At 65.0% G+C, this 19,422-nt stretch carries 22 protein-coding genes; 13 read left to right on the plus strand and 9 right to left on the minus strand.

The window, feature by feature from the left end:
- Nucleotides 1-207 precede the first annotated feature (207 nt).
- Nucleotides 208-450 (minus strand): hypothetical protein, encoded by a 243-nt coding sequence (locus tag FYJ68_RS10245; protein ID WP_229772151.1) that lies wholly within the window; start codon nt 448-450, stop codon nt 208-210.
- Here FYJ68_RS10245 and FYJ68_RS10555 point away from each other — a divergent pair.
- From FYJ68_RS10555 to FYJ68_RS08535, 4 genes are all read left to right on the plus strand, one after another.
- Nucleotides 391-651, plus strand: a complete 261-nt coding sequence (locus FYJ68_RS10555) for a DUF2252 family protein (RefSeq protein WP_407670321.1) — start codon at nt 391-393, stop codon at nt 649-651. The two genes, FYJ68_RS10245 and FYJ68_RS10555, sit on opposite strands and share 60 nt — an antisense overlap.
- Nucleotides 652-699: 48 nt before the next feature.
- Nucleotides 700-1,497 (plus strand): PLP-dependent transferase, encoded by a 798-nt coding sequence (locus FYJ68_RS08525; RefSeq protein WP_154435793.1) that lies wholly within the window; start codon nt 700-702, stop codon nt 1,495-1,497.
- 236 nt (nt 1,498-1,733) lie between these two features.
- Nucleotides 1,734-4,361: a bifunctional acetaldehyde-CoA/alcohol dehydrogenase gene (gene adhE / locus FYJ68_RS08530; RefSeq protein WP_154435794.1), complete on the plus strand. Its 2,628-nt coding sequence runs from the start codon at nt 1,734-1,736 to the stop codon at nt 4,359-4,361.
- Nucleotides 4,362-4,404: 43 nt separating this feature from the next.
- Entirely contained in the window at nt 4,405-5,181 is a 777-nt protein-coding gene (locus FYJ68_RS08535; protein ID WP_154435795.1) for a phosphotransferase family protein, read from the plus strand.
- Nucleotides 5,182-5,375: 194 nt separating this feature from the next.
- On the opposite strand, the gene FYJ68_RS08540 is transcribed toward FYJ68_RS08535, so the two are convergent.
- The 6 genes from FYJ68_RS08540 to FYJ68_RS08565 all read right to left on the minus strand — a co-directional run bounded on the left by FYJ68_RS08540 (nt 5,376) and on the right by FYJ68_RS08565 (nt 9,397).
- Nucleotides 5,376-5,870, minus strand: a complete 495-nt coding sequence (locus FYJ68_RS08540) for a dihydrofolate reductase (RefSeq protein WP_154435796.1) — start codon at nt 5,868-5,870, stop codon at nt 5,376-5,378.
- 13 nt (nt 5,871-5,883) lie between these two features.
- Nucleotides 5,884-6,732, minus strand: a complete 849-nt coding sequence (thyA, locus tag FYJ68_RS08545; protein WP_154435797.1) for a thymidylate synthase — start codon at nt 6,730-6,732, stop codon at nt 5,884-5,886.
- A 43-nt stretch (nt 6,733-6,775) separates the two neighbouring features.
- Entirely contained in the window at nt 6,776-7,132 is a 357-nt protein-coding gene (locus FYJ68_RS08550; RefSeq protein ID WP_154435798.1) for a hypothetical protein, read from the minus strand.
- A gap of 103 nt (nt 7,133-7,235) precedes the next feature.
- Nucleotides 7,236-7,646: a (deoxy)nucleoside triphosphate pyrophosphohydrolase gene (locus FYJ68_RS08555; protein WP_326832290.1), complete on the minus strand. Its 411-nt coding sequence runs from the start codon at nt 7,644-7,646 to the stop codon at nt 7,236-7,238.
- A 49-nt stretch (nt 7,647-7,695) separates the two neighbouring features.
- On the minus strand, nt 7,696-8,412 hold the full coding sequence (locus FYJ68_RS08560) for an acyl-[acyl-carrier-protein] thioesterase (RefSeq protein WP_154435799.1): 717 nt from the start codon (nt 8,410-8,412) through the stop codon (nt 7,696-7,698).
- Nucleotides 8,413-8,422: 10 nt separating this feature from the next.
- A complete protein-coding gene (locus tag FYJ68_RS08565) occupies nt 8,423-9,397 on the minus strand; it encodes a diacylglycerol/lipid kinase family protein (RefSeq protein ID WP_326832291.1) in 975 nt (324 codons plus the stop codon).
- Between the two features lie 94 nt (nt 9,398-9,491).
- Here FYJ68_RS08565 and rnd point away from each other — a divergent pair, with 94 nt between their 5' ends.
- From rnd to FYJ68_RS08600, 7 genes are all read left to right on the plus strand, one after another.
- Entirely contained in the window at nt 9,492-10,622 is a 1,131-nt protein-coding gene (gene rnd / locus FYJ68_RS08570; protein ID WP_326832292.1) for a ribonuclease D, read from the plus strand.
- Nucleotides 10,623-10,745: 123 nt separating this feature from the next.
- A complete protein-coding gene (locus FYJ68_RS08575) occupies nt 10,746-11,429 on the plus strand; it encodes a zinc metallopeptidase (RefSeq protein WP_154435802.1) in 684 nt (227 codons plus the stop codon).
- A 2-nt stretch (nt 11,430-11,431) separates the two neighbouring features.
- Nucleotides 11,432-12,805: an exodeoxyribonuclease VII large subunit gene (gene xseA / locus FYJ68_RS08580; protein ID WP_154435803.1), complete on the plus strand. Its 1,374-nt coding sequence runs from the start codon at nt 11,432-11,434 to the stop codon at nt 12,803-12,805.
- A 2-nt stretch (nt 12,806-12,807) separates the two neighbouring features.
- Nucleotides 12,808-13,095: an exodeoxyribonuclease VII small subunit gene (xseB, locus tag FYJ68_RS08585; protein ID WP_154435804.1), complete on the plus strand. Its 288-nt coding sequence runs from the start codon at nt 12,808-12,810 to the stop codon at nt 13,093-13,095.
- Between the two features lie 27 nt (nt 13,096-13,122).
- Nucleotides 13,123-13,479, plus strand: a complete 357-nt coding sequence (locus FYJ68_RS08590; RefSeq protein ID WP_154435805.1) for an HIT domain-containing protein — start codon at nt 13,123-13,125, stop codon at nt 13,477-13,479.
- 2 nt (nt 13,480-13,481) lie between these two features.
- The gene (locus tag FYJ68_RS08595; RefSeq protein WP_154435806.1) at nt 13,482-13,904 is read left to right on the plus strand and encodes a C-GCAxxG-C-C family protein; all 423 of its coding nucleotides are present in this window, start codon (nt 13,482-13,484) and stop codon (nt 13,902-13,904) included.
- A 100-nt stretch (nt 13,905-14,004) separates the two neighbouring features.
- The gene (locus FYJ68_RS08600) at nt 14,005-15,186 is read left to right on the plus strand and encodes an acetate/propionate family kinase (RefSeq protein WP_154435807.1); all 1,182 of its coding nucleotides are present in this window, start codon (nt 14,005-14,007) and stop codon (nt 15,184-15,186) included.
- Between the two features lie 98 nt (nt 15,187-15,284).
- Here FYJ68_RS08600 and FYJ68_RS08605 read toward each other — a convergent pair whose 3' ends face one another.
- A complete protein-coding gene (locus tag FYJ68_RS08605; RefSeq protein WP_154435808.1) occupies nt 15,285-15,836 on the minus strand; it encodes a GNAT family N-acetyltransferase in 552 nt (183 codons plus the stop codon).
- Nucleotides 15,837-15,844: 8 nt separating this feature from the next.
- The gene (locus FYJ68_RS08610) at nt 15,845-16,726 is read right to left on the minus strand and encodes an aldose 1-epimerase family protein (protein ID WP_154435809.1); all 882 of its coding nucleotides are present in this window, start codon (nt 16,724-16,726) and stop codon (nt 15,845-15,847) included.
- A gap of 111 nt (nt 16,727-16,837) precedes the next feature.
- On the opposite strand from FYJ68_RS08610, the gene FYJ68_RS08615 reads away from it, so the two are divergent.
- The gene (locus tag FYJ68_RS08615) at nt 16,838-17,872 is read left to right on the plus strand and encodes an ABC transporter substrate-binding protein (protein WP_154435810.1); all 1,035 of its coding nucleotides are present in this window, start codon (nt 16,838-16,840) and stop codon (nt 17,870-17,872) included.
- 98 nt (nt 17,873-17,970) lie between these two features.
- Entirely contained in the window at nt 17,971-19,368 is a 1,398-nt protein-coding gene (locus FYJ68_RS08620; RefSeq protein ID WP_154435811.1) for an ATP-binding cassette domain-containing protein, read from the plus strand.
- The last annotated feature ends 54 nt before the right edge of the window (nt 19,369-19,422 follow it).

Here is a 19,422-nt window from a genome sequence, read left to right on the forward strand (position 1 = left end):
GCGGCCTCCATGGCTGCCTCGCAGCTTTTGTATCGGGACTCAACACGCGAGGCGGCAAGATGGGGGGGCCACATGGCGCAGGGTGATGAGCTTGGTTTGGGAGAGGCGGAGCGGCCACAGGCCCGGAGGCAGAGCCTTCCGGCAGCGCTGTATTCGAGGGTGAAGTCCCTCCCGGCGTCCGCATCTGAGGCGGTCCTCTCCCGCATCTCACCGCCAGACGGTGCATCGGGGATTGGCCACGGGTGCCTCCGCGAGCTTCTCGAGGAGGAGCTCAGGCCAAAGGAGCGGGTCACTCGCGAGGAGTCGCTTTCGTATGGCAAGGCGCTCCGCAAGCAGGTACCGCGTAGCAGCCATGCCGTCTGGAAGGTTGGGGAGGACCGTCAGCGTGCCATGGACCTTCTCCGCAAGCAGGAGGGAGACCGCGTGCAAGACCTCCTGCCAATTCGCCACCAGCGCATAGCGGAGTCCCCCTTCTCCTTCTACCGTGGTGCCGCAGTCATCATGGCAGACGACCTGTCGCATACCCCAACCACGAACATCAGGGTTCAGGCCTGCGGAGACGCGCACCTCGCGAACTTTGGCATCTTCGCTCGCCCGAGCCTATGCCGACCAGAACGAGATCGACTACCGGCTCTTCCTCAAAACCTTTGAGGACGCGCACTAGGACATGGGTGGCATCGTCTGGGGAGGGGGCGTCACATGACGGTTGCACAAAGCGAGGTGGAGCGTGGCTTCTCAAAGCGCATCGGGGCGCAGAGGACGCGCATCGTTCGTTGCGGGGAAACGCGAGAGCTCCTCGATGGGCTCGGGCTCCCCGGGGTCGTGCCCGTGGAGAGCCTGGGCGGCATCCCGGTGACGGTGCCGGACATGAGGGCGCTCGCCTCCGGGTACCGGGCGCGCGGCGAGGTGCTCGTGGTGGACAACACCACGGCGAGCTCGTTCGGGTCTTCCCCGGGGAGGAGGGGCGGGCACGTCGTGCTCGAGCGTCTCGACCACGTTTTTGACGACCGGGGGTGCGGGCTTGTCGCCGTGAGCGTGTCGCGGGACGCCCGTTCCATCCCCGGCCTCCTCGACCGGCTCGACCTCTTGCCTGGTGCCTCGGGGGAAGAGCAGCGTGCCGTGGCGGAGGCGCTCCCAGGCTATAACGAGCGTCGCAAGCGGGCGAACGACCTCGCGCAGGTGGTCGCAACGTTTCTCTCCTGCCACCCTGGCGTGCGAAGGCTCCGTTATCCGGGGCTGCCGACCGACCCCAGCCATGAGGTCGCCGCAAGCCTGCTCTTCGATGGCTTTGGCCCCCTCGTGGACCTCGTCCCCTCCGTCGGGGTCGAGGCAATGCGCCAGGAATGTGAGAGGGACGGTCGCAATGCGTTCCTCGCCCTCCCGTCGGGTGAGGCTGGGGAGGCCTGGCTGCGCCTCGACCTTTGGGAGTGGGGCGGGGGAGACGTTCGCGACGCGCTTCTCGCCCTTGAGTCCTCCTTGCCAGTTCATGATGGATAAACATTCCAGCACTATGCAGAACGTATGTCCTCTCAAACTTTTTCAGCTGGGCGAATGAGGGTCAAACAACCTGACCACTGATATGTGATCAACTTCAAAACCGCAGGTGAACTGCGTTGCGTCTCGTTCATAAAATCGCCATTCAGCCAGCGTGGGAACATTCCCATGCGATATGATATGTGCATGCATTGCGGGAAATCGCAAGCTCATGTCCCAACCGGTCGACTGGAGGCCACATGGACGCACCCGAGCAGGTTTCAGTTATTGACAGCGTCGAGGCGCTGCAGGCTCGCATCAAGGAGATGCGTGCCGCGCAGGCCGAGTTCGCAACCTTCACGCAGGAGCAGGTGGACAAGATCTTCTTCGCTGCCGCGATGGCTGCCGACAAGGCGCGCATTCCCCTCGCCAAGATGGCGGTCGAGGACACGGGGATGGGCCTCGTCGAGGACAAGGTCATCAAGAACCACTTTGCGGCGGAGTATATCTACAACGCCTACCGCAACACCAAGACCTGCGGTGTGATCGAGGAGGACAAGGCCTACGGGTTCAAGAAGATCGCGGAGCCCATCGGCATCGTCGCCGCGGTCATCCCCACGACCAACCCCACCTCCACCTCGATCTTCAAGAGCCTGATCTGCCTCAAGACGCGCAACGCCATCCTCATCAGCCCGCACCCCCGTGCCAAGAAGTGCACCATCGAGGCCGCGCGCATCGTCCGCGATGCCGCCGAGGCAGCGGGCCTGCCCAAGCACATCATCAGCTGGATCGAGGAGCCGTCGCTCGAGCTCACCAACGAGCTCATGCACTCCTGCGACGTGATCCTGGCCACCGGTGGCCCCGGCATGGTTAACGCCGCCTACAGCTCCGGCAAGCCCGCCGTCGGCGTCGGCCCCGGCAACAACCCCGCGATCATCGACGACTCGGCTGACATCCAGCTCTCCGTCAACTCGATCATCCACTCCAAGACCTTCGACTATGGCATGATCTGCGCCACCGAGCAGAACGTGATCGTGCTCGACAAGGTCTACGACGAGGTCAAGGCCGAGTTCGAGCGTCGCGGATGCTACTTCCTCCAGGGCGACCAGATTCCCACGGTCGGCAACCTGGTCATTACCAAGTCCGGTGGCGTCAACCCCAAGGTCGTTGGCCAGCCTGCCGCCAAGATCGCCGAGATGGCGGGCATCGAGGTCCCCAGGGCCACCAAGGTCCTCATCGCCGAGGTGACCTCCGTCGAGCCCAGCGAGCCCTGGGCGCACGAGAAGCTCACCACCGTCCTCGGCATGTATCGCGCCAAAGACTTCGACGACGCCATCGCCAAGGCCTCGCGCCTGGTCAACGATGGCGGCCGCGGCCACACCAGCTCCCTCTTCGTCAACGTCAACGAGAAGGAGAAGCTCGAGAAGCACGAGAATGCGATGAAGACCTGCCGCATCCTCATCAACACCCCTGCCGCCCAGGGTGGCATCGGCGACATCTACAACTTCATGCTCACCCCATCGCTCACGCTTGGCTGCGGCTTCTACGGCGGCAACTCCGTCTGCGGCAACGTCGGCGTCCAGAACCTGCTCAACATCAAGTCCGTGGCGGAGAGGCGTGAGAACATGCTGTGGCTTCGTACCCCAGAGAAGGTCTACTTCAAGAAGGGCTGCCTGCCCGTCGCCCTCAACGAGCTCAAGGACGTCTACCACAAGCAGCGCTGCTTCATCGTCACGGACCAGTTCCTGTACATGCACGGCTTCACCAAGCCCATCGAGGACAAGCTCGACCAGCTGGGAATCGTGCACTCCAGCTTCTGGAACGTCGAGCCTGACCCGTCGCTCCAGTCCGCGCTCGAGGGCCTGCAGCAGATGAATGCCTTCCAGCCCGACTGCATCATCGCCATGGGCGGCGGCTCCGCCATGGACTGCGGCAAGATCATGTGGTCCATGTACGAGAACCCCGACGAGAAGTTCGACGACATGTCCGCCGACTTCATGGACATCCGCAAGCGCGTCTACACCTTCCCCAAGATGGGCAAGAAGGCCTTCTTCGTCGCCATCCCGACCTCCTCGGGCACCGGCTCCGAGGTCACCCCGTTCGCCATCATCACCGACAAGACCACCGGCGTTAAATGGCCCATCACTGACTACGAGCTCATGCCCAACATGGCCATCGTCGACACGGACAACATGATGAGCCAGCCCAGGGGCCTCACCGCCGCCTCCGGCGTCGACGTCCTCACTCACTGCCTTGAGGCCTACGTCTCGATGATGGCGTCCGACTACACGGACTCCTTCGCGCTCCAGGGCATGAAGCTCGTGTTCGAGTACCTGCCCCGCGCCTTCGACAACCCCAACGACGTCGAGGCCCGCGACCACATGGCCAACGCCTCCTGCCTCGGTGGTCTCGCCTTCGCCAACGCGTTCCTCGGCCTCAACCACTCAATGGCCCACAAGCTGGGTGCCTTCCACCACATCCCGCACGGCCTGGCCAACGCTGTCATCCTCACCCGCGTCATGCGCTACAACGCGGCCGAGCGTCCCACCCGCATGGGGACCTTCCCCCAGTACGACCATCCCAAGACGCTGCACCGCTACGCCGATGCCGCGCGCTTCTGCGGGGTCACGGGCAAGGACGACAAGGAGGTCTTCGAGAAGTTCCTGCTCAAGATTCGCGAGCTGTTCGACCACGTGGGCGTCAAGCACACCATTGCCGAGTACAACGTGGACGAGAAGTACTTCCTCGACACGCTCGACGCGATGACCGAGCAGGCCTTCAACGACCAGTGCACTGGCACCAACCCGCGCTACCCGCTCATGAGCGAGATGAAGGAGCTGTACCTCGACGCCTACTACGGCCGTCCCGCAAGCTCCTACGAGGACTAGTTGGTCACAACGTCGAGGCACCAAGACCAAGGAGGCTCAAACAATGAGGCTTTCGGATAGCAAGGTCGAGCTCATCAGCCGTGGAAACAAGGTCGTCTATCAAGACGGCGAGAGGGTCGTCAAGGTCTTCAACACCGAGAAGCCCGCTGCCGACGTGTTCAACGAGGCGCTGAATATCGCCCGCGTCAATGGCTCCGGTGTCCGTTCCTGCGAGGTTCTCGAGGTCTCTCGCGTGGAGGAGGGAGACCACAAGGGCTCCTGGGCAATCGCCAACAGGTACATCCCGGGCACCACGCTCCGCCAGCTCATGGACGACGACAAGGCTAACGAAGACAAGTACCTTGCCATGTTCGTCGATCTGCAGACCGAGATCCACGAGGCAGAGGCACCCCTTCTTAACCGTCAGAAGGACAAGCTCGCGCGCATGATCGGGTCCTGCAAGCAGATCGACCCCACCACGCGCTACGACCTGCAGATGCGTGTCGACGGCATGCACTCCGGCACCAGCATCTGCCATGGTGACTTCGTCCCGTCCAATGTCATCGTCTGCGACGAGGACGACCAGCTCTACCTGGTTGACTGGGCGCACGTCACCGCTGGCATCGCCGAGGTCGACGCTGCCACGACCTACCTGCTTCTCAAGCGTCGCGACGACGACCTCGCCGAGAGGTACCTGGACCTCTACTCCACCAAGACGGACACCCCCAAGCAGCTCATCCACTACTGGCTGCCCGTCGTTGCCGCCGCGGAGCTCGCGCGTGGCCGCAAGGAGAACGAGGAGTTCCTCCTCAGCTGGATCAACGTGGGCGACTACGAGTAGGCGTTCCCACACCAGGGGCATACATGGGGGAGGGGGTCGGAGCGTGCTCCGGCTCCCTCCCTTTCCCATTGGGGAGAGCTTCGTCTGCCGTGCTATTTGGCGAGACGTGCCTCGGCACAATAAGGCGCCACCCCCGGTCAACGGGGGTGGCGCCTGTCGCGGCGATGCCGATGGATGTGGCTTGGGGCCAGGTGCTAGCCCCTCTCACCTGCCCGAGCGTATGTGACGAAGTCGAAGCTGACCCCCGCCGTGGTGGTTCCCGAGCCCTCTGGCTCTCCTGCGACCCAAGCCTGATCCCGGTCAAGATTGGGGAACCAGGCATCTGCGGGAACGACTACGTGGTTGCGGGTCACATAGACGTGCGAGCAGCGGGGGAGGAGCTGACGGTACAGGCTCTCGCCGCCTATGAGCCACACCTTCTCGTCGCCCGAGGTTGCCACGAGCGCCTGATCGACGTTGTTGAACACCTCCGCCCCGGGAATCACGAGATTCGGGTTCCTGGAGAGCACGACGTTCCTCCTGCCCTTGAGGGGACCTCCGGGGAAGCTGAGGAAAGTCGAGTGCCCCATCAGCACGGTGCCTCCCATCGTCAGGCGCACAAAGCGACGCATGTCCTCCCTGTTTCGTACGAGGAGGTTGCCATTGCGGCCAATGCCCCAGTCGTCGGTGACGGAGACGATTGCATCCATCTCTTGTGCCCTTCTAGACGGCGATGGGGATGTCCTTGACCTGCGGTCCGTGCTGGTAGTCCTCAACCACCAGGTCGTCGGTCGTGAAGTCGTAAAAGTCGCGCACGTTGGGATTGAGCCGGACCTTGGGTGCCGGGAAGGTGGGCCGGGAGATGAGCTCCCTCACCACGTCCACGTGGCGGTCGTAGATGTGGGCGTCCGAGATCATGTGCACGAGCTCGCCCGGAACCATGTCGCTCACCTGGGCGACCATCATGAGCAGGATGGCGTACTGGCACACGTTCCAGTTGTTGGCGGCAAGGACGTCCTGGCTGCGCTGGACGAGGAGCATGTTGAGCGTTGGGCGATCGTCACCCGTGGCCTGGGTCACGTTGTAGACCACGTTGTAGGCGCAGGGATACAGGTTCATCTCCGACAGGTCGTCGAAGTTGTACGTGTTGGTCATTATTCTGCGAGAGAAGGGATTGTTCCTGAGGTCGTAGAGCACGCGGTCCATCTGGTCGAACTCACCTTCGGGATAGCTGCTCTTTCGACCGATCTGGTAGCCGTATGCCTTGCCGATGGAACCGTCCTCGTCCGCCCACTCGTCCCAGATGTGGGAGTGGAGGTCGTGGATGTTGCTGGACTTGCGCTGGTAGATCCAGAGGACCTCGTCCATGCAGCTCTTGAGCGCCGTTCGCCTCAGTGTGATGGCGGGGAACTCCTCCCGCAAGTCATAACGGTTGCAGACGCCAAAGCGCTTGATGGTATAGGCGGGGGTCCCGTCCTCCCAGTGCGGCCTCACGCGCTGGCCGGCGTTGGAGGTCCCATTCTCGATGATGTCCCTGCACATTGCGACGAAGATGTCGTCCGCCCTGCTCATTTCGCTCCCTCCGGTGTCACCCTGCAACGACGACGGCCCGTCGCTACATGTACCAGTCGATCCCGTCCTGGATGCCGTCGTGCGCGTCGCCGCCACCCTCCACCAGCCGCTCCAGCTGGTCGCCGCCATTGTCGTCAAGGTAGTAGTAGGGGTCGACCCCACCCTGGATGTCAGGCGAGTTTGAGTACGCGACATAGGCGAGCGAGACGAGGTGTCCGATGCCGTTCGCGATCGACGAGAACACGAGCATTGCCACGAGCAGGCCCGCCACGGCGATGACAATGGGTTTGGAACCCGAGTTTGCGTTGTCTGGCGAGGTCGTTGCCGAGGCCGTCTCTATGGGGCGGGCGGGCGCGTCGAGCGTCGCCAGTGCCCCCTCTGCTGGTGTCTGGTCGTTCATGGGATACCTCCTCGCATGTGTTCACGCTCCCATGATACCCAAGAGCAAGTTTCGCGCTCCCCGGGTGATTGGCGTGTGATGGCCGCGTCGAGGGGGAGACGCGCTACAGGTGACTGGGCTGGAAGATGCTGTCCCACATTGCGCCGACCCTGTCAATCAGGCTCAGGTCGGCGGGGAGCCAGTCCACGTCGCCCAGCTCCGCGCGACCTAGCCACCTGCCTTCGCGGTGCTCGAGCAGCCTGGGCTCCTCTCCGGGGGCGAGCTCGCTCACAAACACGTCCATGCTCAGGTGGAAGTCGGGGTAGTCGTACTCGATGGTGTCCAGGTACCACGTGGTGGAGAGGTCAACGCCCAGCTCCTCGCGAATCTCCCGGGCAACGGCCTGCTCGCTCGTCTCGCCCTCCTCGACCTTGCCGCCGGGGAACTCCCATCCGTCCATGCCATGTCCGCGGCGGGCGGCAAAGACCCTGCCGTCCCTCACCATGATTGCGCATGCCGCCTTGGTAACCTTCACCGAAATCACTCCCGAGCCTCTCGCCTGAGTCACGTTTCGTCTGAGTCCGTCACCGCGAGAGCAGCTGGACCACGGCGTAGTCGTCACCTGTGGGGGACGAGAGCTCCACGGTGTGGCCGCCCTGGACCTCGTGCACCCTTGGCACCACGGTGTCTCCGAGCAGGGCCATGTGGCGGTACTGCACGCAGATCCGCCTGGGGCTCACGGCTTCGCCGAGCTCGGCGAGCGCGTCAAGGGCCAGCATGATGTACTGGGCGTTGTTGACGTGGCGGTTGGTGTCCAGGTGCTGCTCGGAGATGGTCACCTCGGATGCCTGGACGAACGGCCCCTCGACCGGGAGCCTCCTCTGCGTGGGCGGCATGTCCAGGGGCGCGTCGCCCTCGTCGTAGATCCTCTCGGACTCGGGAATCCTGATTGGCCTGCGGCGCTCGGTGTCGAACACGAACCACAGCGAGTCCGCCCTCACGTAGGGACTTCCCGAGGGGTCGCAGATGGTGAAGTTCCTGCCCGCCTGGGTCTTTCCCAGCGTGTGACACCAGGTGCTCACCCTTATTGGGTCGAAGAATCGCGGGAGGGAGTCTATCTCGATCTGCCACGCGGAGATGAACCAGCTGAAGTGATGCTCGCGCATGAACTCGAGCCCCACCCCCAGGTTCTGCGACTGGAAGGTGGAGCAGTCCTGGAGGTAGTTGACCAGCGAGACGAGCGAGAGGTTGGCGTCCTCGTCGCACTCGCTGTAGCGAACGCGAGCGTCGAAGGAGTACATGGGGTACCTCCTAGATCTCTGGGAAGGCGACGGTCTCGGTGCCTCCGAAGCCCTCGGTTCCTCCGTCATCGGGCTCGTAGCGGCTCAGGGGGTCGACAATGAGCTTGTTGGCGGCTGGGATGACTTGGGCGACGTAGCTGCTCACGAGGCCGGGGATTACCTCGCCATCCGTCTGCATGGGGATGGGCTTAGAGCTGTTGACCTCGATCGTCTCGCCCGTGAACTGTTCCAGGTAGGGACGTCCCACGGAGTTTCCCGACTTGTCGACCATACCCGCGAAGATGGGGCGGAGGAGCTGGACGGCGTCTGAGGTCTCGAGGAGGATGACGTCCAGCTTGCCGTCGGTCATCGTGCTATTGGGAACGACTTCGATCTCGCCCTGGATCATCGCGTTGTTGGCTACGATGCAGGCGATGGCGTCCCTCTCGTAGTGCCTGCCGTCGACCGTGATGTCGAAGTGGATGATGTCGGGGTGGATGTTGGAGAGGGCGGCTGCGAAGTAGGCCGCCTCGCCCATGCTCTTCTTGTTGGGGACTGCCGCGCGCATGAGCTGCGCGTCAAAGCCGGTTCCCGCCATGATGCCAAACCCGTGCTCGCGGGGCCTGCCGTCCTCGTCGGTCCAGCGCATGACGCCCAGGTCGGTGTGGACCGAGCGGCCAAGGCGGCAGGCGTGGGCGATTGCGGACGGCTCCGGGGCGCTGCCGAGGTTTGCGAAGAGCAGGTTCGCCGTGCCGGAGGGGAAGATGCAGGTGAGCACGTCGCGGTCCCTCAACTCAAAGAGGAGGTTGGTCACGGTCCCGTCGCCGCCCGAGACCACCACGAGGTCAAAGTCCTCGGCATCGCAAACCGCCTCGCGGGCGCCGCCCTCCTCGGGGAGCGCGCGCAGGGTCACCTCGTCGCCATCGCGCAGCAGGGCCCGCTCGAATTCGAAGACCGCGTTTGACCCAAAGCCCGACTTGAGGTTATGGACGATGAGCGTGCGCACGTTGCCTCCCATGTGGTTCGTTATGATAATGAGGTTGCGCCCAAGGCGCACATAGATGTCATGGTAGCTATTTTTGACCCAGAATCGAGGGCGCGTGTACATAAGTGACGCGGAACAGCTGGCCACCTTCTGCGAAAGAGCGTCGGGGTCCGGCATCCTCGCAGTCGACACCGAGTTCATTCGGGAGCGCACGTATCACCCCCAGCTCTGCCTCATTCAGGTTGCCACGGCGGACGAGTCCGCGGCAATAGACCCCATCCTCATCAAGGACCTGAGCCCACTCGTCGCGCTCCTGGGCGACTCCAGGATCGTGAAGGTCTTCCACGCGTGCGGCCAGGACCTGGAGGTCATCAACGATGCGATGGGGCTCGTCCCCGCCCCGTCGTTTGACACTCAGCTCGCCGCGGCGTTCGTGGGCTATCGCAACCAGATTGGGTACGGTGCGTTGGTCGAGGCCTGCTGCGGCGTTCACCTGCCCAAGGCGGACTCGCTCACGGACTGGTCGCGCAGGCCCCTCGACGCCGAGCAGCTTCGGTACGCGGAGGACGACGTCACGTACCTTCCTGCCGTCTACGAGTCCCTGATGGCGCAGCTGGTGGAGAGGGACCGGCTCTCGTGGCTGCTCCCCGAGATGGAGGATCTCACGCGTCCCGACCGCTACGAGCGCAACCCAAGGGAGGCCTACCTCCATCTCAGGCGGGCGGGGTCACTCACGCGCAAGCAGCTTGCCGTTGCGCGCGAGCTCTGCGCCTGGCGCGAGGGGGTGGCGGAGAGGCGCAACCTCCCCAGGAGGTGGGTCCTCACCGACGAGGTGGTGCTCGAGGCCTGCAAGAGGGCTCCCAGGACCGTCGACCGGCTCCTCCGCATCCGCGGCACGGAGCAGCTCGGGAGGGCCGAAGCGCAGGCTGCCGTCGACGCGATCGCGCGCGGCCTTGAGGCAAATCCCAACTCGCTGCCCGAGCGCCGTCGCCACGAGCGCCCGGGCGCCCAGACCGAGAGCGTGCTCGACCTCATGTACGCGCTGCTCCGCCTGGTTTCCGAGAGGAGCGGCGTCGCGTCTCAGCTCATCGCGACCCGCGACGACCTCCTCGAGTTCCTGAACGACCCCGGCTCGTCGAGCCTCTCCTCGGGGTGGAGATACGACCTACTTGGCTGCGAGCTCGAGCGCCTCCTCGCCGGCGAGACTGGCCTCACCATCAAGGACGGCGGCATAGAGCTGCTCTGAGTCCCCCATCCCACAGGGTGGGGATTTGGTGTCCGGGGTCCGGCGTACCATGGGTGTGAGAAGGGCGTCGCCCCAGTGGGGTACAAGCGGGGCAGGGTTCAGCACAGGAAGGAACGCACCCACATGATTTACTTCTACGGATCCGGGCTCGCCTATTGGGGCATCATCATCGTCTCGCTCGTCCTTGGCGGCGCGACCCAGGCATACATCAACTCCACCTATCGCAAGTGGTCCAAGGTGCCCGCGAGCGCGGGCGGCACGGGGGCTGAGGTCGCGCGCAGGATGCTCGATAGCGAGGGTGCCCCCAACGTCGGGCTCGCGCGCGTCTCCGGCCACCTGAGCGACTACTACGACCCACGCGATAACCGTCTTCACCTCTCGGGCGAGAACTACGAGGGAGCCTCGGTCGCCTCCGTGGCCGTCGCCTGCCACGAGGCGGGGCATGCGGTCCAGACCGCCAAGGGCTACGCCTTCGGCAAGTTCCGCACCGCCCTCGTGCCGGTGGTCAACGTGACCCAGCAGCTGTGGAGCATCCTTCTCATCGTGGGCATCTTCATCAACGCGGTCGGGCTCGTCCGCATCGGCGTGCTGCTCTTTGCGTTCTCGGTCCTGTTCCAGCTGGTGACGCTTCCCGTCGAGATCGACGCTTCGCGGAGGGCAGTCGCCTATCTGGGCCGCGCGGGCGGCAGCATCGACGAGCGCGGTGCCCGCCAGGTCCTCACCGCCGCGGCGCTCACCTACGTCGCCGCCGCGCTGGTCTCGGTGCTCCAGCTCCTGTACCTCCTCGGTCAGACGGACAGGGACTAGCCATGGAGAGGGGCGAATCGGAGGCGCCGCTCTCGGTCTCGCAGGCCGTCGAGCTGGTCAAGGGGACCGTCGACACCATCCCGCAGATCGTCGTGAACGGCGAGGTCTCGGGGTTCAGGGGTCCAAACGCGCGCTCCGGGCACTGTTACTTCACCATCAAGGACGACAGCAGCGCCATGGACGTCATCGTGTGGCGCGGGACCTATGCCAGGTGCGGGTTTCGGCTGAGGGACGGCCTGGAGGTCACCTTCACGGGCAGGTTCGGCGTCTATGCGGGGACCGGTCGCCTCTCGTTCATTGCCTCGAGGCTCGAGGTGGCGGGGGAGGGGCTCCTGCGCCAGCAGGTCGCCGCCCTCGCACGCAAGCTCGAGGCCGAGGGGCTCATGGACCCTGCCCGCAAACGCCACATTCCGCGATTCTGCGTGCGCGTGGCGGTCGTGACGTCGCTCTCGGGCAGCGTCATAGAAGACGTCAAGCGAACCCTCGCCAGGCGCAACCCGCTCGTCCAGATTCAGGTTGTGGGGTGCATGGTCCAGGGGCCAGGTGCGCCGCAGACCATCATCCGCGCGCTCGGGGTCGCCGCCGCCGCGCGGCCCGATGCCATCCTGCTCGTTCGCGGGGGAGGCTCGTTCGAGGATCTCATGACGTTCAACGACGAGGCGCTCGCTCGTGCCGTCGCCGCTTGTCCCGTTCCGGTCATCACCGGCATCGGGCACGAGCCGGACACAAGCATCTGCGACATGGTGGCAGACCGTCGCTGCTCAACGCCTACGGCTGCGGCGGAGTCCGTCGCGCCTGCCTTCGACGAGGTGGAGGGGAAGATCTCCGAGCGCGCGGAGCGCCTTGGCAAGGCCATGGGCAAGCAGCTCTCCGGAGAGGTGCAGCGACTCGACACCCTCGCCCTCCTCGCAACCAACTCGGTGAGGGAGTCGATCAGGCGGCGCGCGGTCGCCGTTGACGCAATGGGGACCAGGCGCTGCCTGTCCGACCCCCGAGGCATGCTGCTTGATCGCGAGGCGCAGCTCGAGCAGACCGGGCAGCGGCTTCACGATGCGATTCCCCGGACCCTACAGCGGAGGGGCGAGATGCTGGCCACCGACGCCTCTCGCCTCTCGACTGCCGCGCGGAGGATGCTGGTTCCCTTCCATGCGGAGGTCACGAGGTCGGCCGCCACGCTCGACGCCCTCTCGCCCCTCAAGGTCCTGGGGAGGGGCTATGCGGTGGCGAGCGACGTCAACGGGCACGTCGTAGACAAGGTGGGCAAGGTCTCGCCAGGCGATGCGATCGGCGTGCTCGTGTCGGATGGCATCATTCAGGCGGAGGTCACGGGCGTCAGCAGGGACGAGAAGACGGGCGCGAGCCCGAGGGAGGCATAGCGATGGAAGAGAAGAAGGACGGGACGGGCGCACAGTTCGCCGACATCGAGGGAATGAGCTTCAAGGAGGCGTCGACCGAGCTGGAGCAGATCGTCCGCAGGCTCGAGAGCGGCGAGCTCGAGCTTGAGGAGTCCATGACCCTCTACGCCAGGGGGGTAGAGCTCCTGAAGAGCCTGAGGGCGCGTCTCGCCAACGCCGAGCAGAAGGTCCAGGTGCTGCTCGACACCACCGAGTCCGCTCAGGTCACGGACACCACCGCCGCGCCGTCGACGGCGTTCATCGACGAGTAGCGGGAACGAGAGGAAGGGGAGAGACCCATGGCAACCAAGGACGACTGCATCTTCTGCAAGATCGCCAACCACCAGATCGAGTCAGACTACGTGTACGAGGACGACCTGGTCTGCGCGTTCAGGGACATGAACCCACAGGCGCCGGTCCACGTCCTGGTGGTCCCCAAGGACCACTACGACAACCTGGTGGACGACGTCCCTGCAGAGACCCTCGCGGCCCTGGCCCACGGTGTGGACGAGGTCGCCAAGAGGACCGGCATCCGCGAGAGCGGGTTCCGCGTCATCGCCAACACAGGTGATGCCGCCGGTCAGACGGTCCACCACCTGCACCTGCACGTCCTGGGCGGGGAGGGGCTCGGCGAGGGCCTCCTCCCCAAGGAGTAGCCATGGGTGCCGCCGAGGAGATGGCCGCACGGGCGACCGAGCGCCACGAGCGCGGGTACAACTGTGCCCAAGCCGTCGCCTGCGCCTTCGCGGAGCGACTGGGCGTCGACGAGGAGACCCTCTTCCGCGCAACCGAGGGCCTTGGCCTTGGCATGGGCGGAATGCAGGGCACCTGCGGGGCGGCGAGTGGAGCGTGCGTGGTGGCGGGTCTCGCCAACAGCACGGGCAACCTCGAGCGTCCCAACAGCAAGGCGTCTACCTACGCGATCTCGCGTCGCATCGTTGACCGCTTTTGCCGCGAGGCGGGGGCCGTGCGCTGCGCCGACCTCAAGGGTGTGGGGGCGGGCAAGGTCCTCTGCCCCTGCCCCCGTTGCGTGGAGCTCGCCGCGACCATCGCGCAGGAGGAGGTCTTCGACGCCCGCTGACATCGACGAACCCTCACGTAGCGGCATATCGCTATGATGAGGTCGCTTGTGTTAGTTGGGTGAGAAGGGATGCGGGCCTTGTGCCCGCGAGAGGAGTCGCATGAACGTCCTAGTAATCAACGCTGGTAGCTCGTCGCTGAAGTACCAGCTCCTCGACACCAAGTCCGGCAAGGTCTTCGCCAAGGGCAACTGTGAGCGCATCGGCATCGATGGCTCCTTCATCGGCCACGAGGAGAACGACGGCGGGAAGCAGAAGACCGAGGTCGCCCTCCCGGATCACAAGACCGCCATCAAGCACGTCTTCGAGATCCTTGACAAGGCCGGCTTTGACACCGACAAGATTGAGGGCATCGGCCACCGCGTGGTTCAGGGTGGCTGGTACTTCCCCGAGTCCAAGGTCGTAACCGACGAGACCCTGGGCTGGGTCCGCGAGGTCGCTCCTCTCGCCCCGCTCCACAACTATGCGGAGGCGGACGTAATCCAGATTTGCCGCGAGATGTTCCCCTCCATCGGCAACGTGATCGTCGCAGACACCTCGTTCCACTACAACATGCCCGAGAAGGCTTGGCGTTACGCTCTCCCGCGCGACGTGGTGGACAAGCTGCACATCCGCAAGTACGGCGCCCACGGCACCTCTCACCGCTACATCTGGAAGACCACCAACGAGTTCCTGAAGGGTGACGTCCACAAGCTTGTGAGCTGCCACCTTGGCTCCGGCGCGTCCCTCTCCGCCATCAAGGACGGGCACGACATGGACACCACCATGGGCCTCACCCCGCTCGATGGCCTGATCATGGGTACCCGCTGCGGCACCATCGACCCCGCCACCGTGTGCTACCTGGTTCGCGAGGGCGGCTACACCATCGACCAGGTCGATACCATGATGAACAAGCAGTCCGGCCTGCTCGCGCTCTCCGCCGTCTCGTCCGACTCCCGCGACATCGAGGCCGGTGCCGAGAAGGGTGACAAGAACTGCCAGATGGCGCTCGAGATGTTCTACTACCGCACCTCTCAGCTCATCGCCGAGATGGCCCAGTCCATGCACGGCTTTGACACGATGGCCTTCTCTGCCGGCATCGGCGAGAACTCCGCCGAGATGCGCCTTGGCGTCGCCAAGGAGCTGGAGTGGCTTGGTGTCAAGATCGACGAGAAGAAGAACGAGGTCCGCTCTGACGAGCCCCGTGTCATCTCGACCGACGACTCCAAGGTGAAGGTCCTCGTGGTTCCCACCAACGAGGAGCTCATGATCGCCCTCGACGTCGAGGCGCTGCTCTCCAAGTAGCACCGTCACAAGGTAAGGAGCGGGGCGTCTCGGCGATGAGTCGAGGCGCCCCGCTTTCGTTACATGACGCCTGGCAAGGGGAGGCGCGGTTTGGCGCGCTACCCCAAGAGTCCTCTTCTCCTCCAGGGGAGCCATGACAGCCAGCTACCGTCGTCTCTCTCACCTTCCACCACGAGCTGGTAGGCCATGCGGGGACTTCCGTCACTCACGTGGATGGTTCCGCAGTGAACGAACCCACGGCTCTTGAGCAGTCGCTGCATGGGCACGTTGTCCCGGTGGGTGTCTGCCCGCAGGCTCGTGGCAGATTGCATCGCCCAGTCCAGGCAGAAGCCTCCCACCCCCTGTCCGGGCTCGCGTACCGCAAGTCGATGGATCACAAAGTAGGGCCCGTCATCGAGCCACTCCCCGTCCTCTATCTTGAGGTAGGCGGGATCGGGTCCGGGCTGCAGGCACAGGCACCCGGCAATCTTTCCCTCGCTCTCGCACACAAAGAGCGTTCCCCGGCGCACGTCTGCGAGGATGTCGCTTTTTGAGGGATATTCCCCCGCCCACTGGGTCGGGTTGCCGTTGCGGTGCATGAAGTCGCGTGCCCCCTCGTACAGGCTGGCCAACGCGTCCAGGTCGTCCCGCACGGCGGGTCTCATCTCCATGTCGACTCCTAGAACGGGCGCACGCGGAACGAGCGCTCAAAGGTCTGGCCGGGGGAGAGGAGCGTCATCCCGCGCTTGTGCTCAAACACGTCGTCCTCGTCCATTGCCGTTGCGCAACCGGTCCACGGCTCGAGCGCGACGAACGGGGCATCCCCCGCGGCGGACCAGACCCCAAGGTAGTCGAAGCCCTCGAACGAGACCTCCACCCCGTGGCCGCCGTCGCCCACCAGGCGCACGAACCTCTCCGGAACGTCCTGGAACACCAGGGTGTCCACGTCGAAGGTGCGGTGGGTCAGGCGCAGCGTGTCGGATCCGTCAAGGAGCGGGAGACGGTCCTCGAAGTCGAGGAGTCCGCTCGACGGGTCGATGCGAGGGGTCGCATAGGTCCATGCGCGCGAAAACTCCAGGCGGTAGGAGTCAAAGCCATCGTTTCCCTGCGGCTGGGGGACGTTGAAGGCGGGGTGTCCCCCCAGGACGAAGGGGAGAGGGACGTCCCCCGTGTTTGTGACATCAAACGCCTGCGTCAGGACGCCGTCTGCCAGCGAGTAGGAGAGCTCGAGGCGGAAGTCGTACGGGTACGTCTCGCGCGTCCGTGCGTCTGAGCACAGCCGGAACCTCGCGGAGCCGTCGTCGCTCGATACCAGCTCGAACTCCCTGTTGCGGGCGAGTCCGTGGCGCTCCAGGCTCACCTCTCCCTGCGAGGATGACGCGCGGTCACCTCGCAGGGAGCCCACGATGGGGAAGAGGACGGGGGCCCTGCGGGGCCACCACCTCTCGTCTCCCTGCCACAGGCACTCCCCGCCGTCACGGGTGAGGCTCATGAGCTGTGCGCCCCGTGAGTCAATGGTTGCCGTCAGGCCGTTTGAGGCAATGCTCGTCATGAAGGGCATGAAGCTCCTTTCCTTGGACAATAATCAGCATTATGGTCTTAATCGCCTTTTGATATCCACGCCCCCTGCCACAAATGTCGGTGGGGGACATCCGGGGATGGGGGAACCAACATGCTCGACCGCAGGCAGTTCGTCAAACTCTCTGGCATCCTCTCCGCCTCGCTCGCCCTTGGGGTGTCCGGGTGCGGATCCAAGCCGGCGGCGGGTGGGTCGTCCTCGTCGGACGGCGACTCCGCCGACAGCTCCGCTTCCTCGTCAAAGCAGATGGTGCGCGTCGGCGCCCTCAAGGGACCGACCTCCATCGGGCTCGCGTACCTCATGGACCAGGCGTCAAGTGGCAAGGCTGCCGAGGACTACGAGTTCACCGTCGCCGCCTCGCCCGATGCGATTCTCCCCTCCATCATCAAGGGTGACCTGGACATCGCCTGCGTGCCGGCGAACGCCGCTGCGGTCCTCTACAACAAGACCAAGGGCAAGGTCTCGGTCATCGACGTCAACACCCTGGGCGTGCTGTCGGTCGTCACCGCCGACACGAGCATCAAGGACTTCACGGACCTCGGCGGGCGCACCGTGTACTCCACGGGCAAGGGTGCCTCCCCCGAGTACGTGATGAGGGACCTCCTCGACAAGGCCGGCATCGCCGATGGTGTCACGCTCGAGTTCAAGAGCGAGGCGACCGAGGTCGTGAGCCTCCTCGCCCAGGACGCGAGCGCCGTCGCCGTGCTTCCCCAGCCTTTCGTAACCGCAGCGCTGGCAAAGAACTCGTCCCTCTCCGCGCCCATCGACCTCAACGACGTGTGGGACAAGTACAACCCCGACTCCAAGTTCGTGATGGGCGTCACCATCGCGCAGAACGAGCTCATTCAGAAGCGCCCCGACGTGGTCAAGACCTTCATGAAGGAGCAGGCCGCCTCGGTCAAGGAGGCAAACGACGACCCCGAGGCCGTTGCGCCGATGGTTGTCAAGGCTGGCATCCTGGACAACGAGAAGATCGTCGCCAAGGCGATTCCCGGCTGCCACGTGGTCTGCATCACCGGGAACGAGATGTCCGATGACCTCTCGGGCTTCCTCTCCGTCCTGTACGACGTAGACTCCTCGAGCGTCGGCGGAGAGCTGCCTCCCGAGAACTTCTACTACCTGGGCTAGGCGGCTGGGGGCCTCACGCGCATGCAGGGCGAGCAGCACAACCTCCGGCGGCACACCCGTTTCGGACGGTGCCAGTGGTGAGGCGGGGCAAGGGGAGCATGGGTCGACGGCTGTCGGCCTGCGTGCTGTGGCTTCTCGTCTGGCAGGTTGCGAGCGTCTGCGTGGGCAGCACGCTCCTCCTCGCCGGGCCGGTCGACACAGCTCGCTCGCTCGCTGCGATCGTCCTCGACGGGAGCCTCCTCGCCATCGCCGGCACCACGTTCTTGCGCATCCTGTGCGGCTTCCTGCTTGCGTTCTTCGCGTCGCTCGTGCTGGGCTCGGTCGCAAGCTCGTACCAACTCGTCTCCGACCTCCTCGAGCCGGGCGTCGCCGTCCTCAAGAGCACGCCCATCGTGTGCGTGATCGTGCTCCTGCTCCTGTGGCTTGGCACGGACGTGGTCCCGGTCGCCGTGGTGTTCCTGGCGACGTTCCCCCCGCTCTACTTCTGCGTGCGCGACTCCCTCCGCCAGGTCGATCACGACCTCACCACATTCCTCCGCGTCATGCGCGTTCCCCGGTGGCGCGTCGCACTCGCGCACGTGTGGCAGCAGATCCTGCCCTACGTGATGGCCACCTGCCGAAACGCCTGCGGGATGGGCTGGAAGGCGGGCGTTGCCGCCGAGCTCATCGGCACCCCCATCCCCAGCGTGGGCGAGCGCGTGTACCAGGCCAAGGTCCTGCTCGAGACCTCCGACCTCTTTGCCTGGACCATCGCGGTCGTGCTCTCGTCCTTCGCATGCGAGAGGTGCTTCCTCGTGCTCCTTCGCGCATCCCGCGGGCTGGCGACGAGACTCGCGCTTCGCCGCTCCGGGACGTCTCCCGCAGTGCGTGACGACGGCTCCTCTCCCATCGCGACCGATTGCCTGGACGTCCGTCTGGGCGAGAGGGACGTGCTCAGTGGCCTGTCGATTCGCATCCCCGCCGGGGGCTCTGCCTGCATGCTCGACCCTTCCGGTGCCGGGAAGACTACGCTTGTTCGGGCGCTGTGCGGGCTCGTCCCGCCTACGTCGGGGGAGGTTGCCCCCCTGGGGCGCGTGAGCCTGGTCGAGCAGTCGCCCCGCCTGGTGGAGGGGCTCGGCGCCCTGGACAACGTGCTGCTGTGCGCCGGCGGGTGGGCGAGCGGGAGAGAGGTGCGCGGCCTTCTCCTCCAGGCGATTCCCGGACTGGATGTGGACCTTCCCGTGTCCAGGCTCTCGGGGGGCCAGCGGCGGCGTGTGGAGCTGGTGAGGGCGCTTCTGACCTGCTCTGACGTCGTCATCCTGGACGAGCCCTTCGCGGGGCTCGACGACGCTGCGATCGAGGCGTGTGCCGCTCTCGTTCGCGACAACCTCAGGGGAAGGACCCTCTTCGTGGCATCCCACGACCCCAGGGCGGCAAGGCTCCTGGGGGCCCAGGTGCTCCCGCCCCTCTCGCCTTCGTCCTCCAGTCGAGAAACCGCGGCCGTCCGCGGGAGGTAATCAGACGGAAACGAACTTTGCCCTCCCCCTTGGGCAAGATGGGTAGGTGCGCAC

Source organism: Olsenella porci (assembly GCF_009695875.1).
GTDB lineage: Bacteria > Actinomycetota > Coriobacteriia > Coriobacteriales > Atopobiaceae > Olsenella_H > Olsenella_H porci.

Coding starts and splice junctions, on each gene's coding strand:
- xseA (WP_154435803.1), top strand. CDS start 11,432: ATGGAGAGGGGCGAATCGGAGGCGCCGCTCTCGGTCTCGCAGGCCGTC.
- FYJ68_RS10555 (WP_407670321.1), top strand. CDS start 391: ATGGACCTTCTCCGCAAGCAGGAGGGAGACCGCGTGCAAGACCTCCTG.
- FYJ68_RS08540 (WP_154435796.1), bottom strand. CDS start 5,870: ATGGATGCAATCGTCTCCGTCACCGACGACTGGGGCATTGGCCGCAAT.
- FYJ68_RS08615 (WP_154435810.1), top strand. CDS start 16,838: ATGCTCGACCGCAGGCAGTTCGTCAAACTCTCTGGCATCCTCTCCGCC.
- FYJ68_RS08550 (WP_154435798.1), bottom strand. CDS start 7,132: ATGAACGACCAGACACCAGCAGAGGGGGCACTGGCGACGCTCGACGCG.
- FYJ68_RS08575 (WP_154435802.1), top strand. CDS start 10,746: ATGATTTACTTCTACGGATCCGGGCTCGCCTATTGGGGCATCATCATC.
- FYJ68_RS08590 (WP_154435805.1), top strand. CDS start 13,123: ATGGCAACCAAGGACGACTGCATCTTCTGCAAGATCGCCAACCACCAG.
- FYJ68_RS08605 (WP_154435808.1), bottom strand. CDS start 15,836: ATGGAGATGAGACCCGCCGTGCGGGACGACCTGGACGCGTTGGCCAGC.
- FYJ68_RS08525 (WP_154435793.1), top strand. CDS start 700: ATGACGGTTGCACAAAGCGAGGTGGAGCGTGGCTTCTCAAAGCGCATC.
- FYJ68_RS08595 (WP_154435806.1), top strand. CDS start 13,482: ATGGGTGCCGCCGAGGAGATGGCCGCACGGGCGACCGAGCGCCACGAG.
- FYJ68_RS08535 (WP_154435795.1), top strand. CDS start 4,405: ATGAGGCTTTCGGATAGCAAGGTCGAGCTCATCAGCCGTGGAAACAAG.
- thyA (WP_154435797.1), bottom strand. CDS start 6,732: ATGAGCAGGGCGGACGACATCTTCGTCGCAATGTGCAGGGACATCATC.
- FYJ68_RS08600 (WP_154435807.1), top strand. CDS start 14,005: ATGAACGTCCTAGTAATCAACGCTGGTAGCTCGTCGCTGAAGTACCAG.
- xseB (WP_154435804.1), top strand. CDS start 12,808: ATGGAAGAGAAGAAGGACGGGACGGGCGCACAGTTCGCCGACATCGAG.
- adhE (WP_154435794.1), top strand. CDS start 1,734: ATGGACGCACCCGAGCAGGTTTCAGTTATTGACAGCGTCGAGGCGCTG.
- FYJ68_RS08610 (WP_154435809.1), bottom strand. CDS start 16,726: ATGCCCTTCATGACGAGCATTGCCTCAAACGGCCTGACGGCAACCATT.
- FYJ68_RS08620 (WP_154435811.1), top strand. CDS start 17,971: ATGGGTCGACGGCTGTCGGCCTGCGTGCTGTGGCTTCTCGTCTGGCAG.
- FYJ68_RS08560 (WP_154435799.1), bottom strand. CDS start 8,412: ATGTACTCCTTCGACGCTCGCGTTCGCTACAGCGAGTGCGACGAGGAC.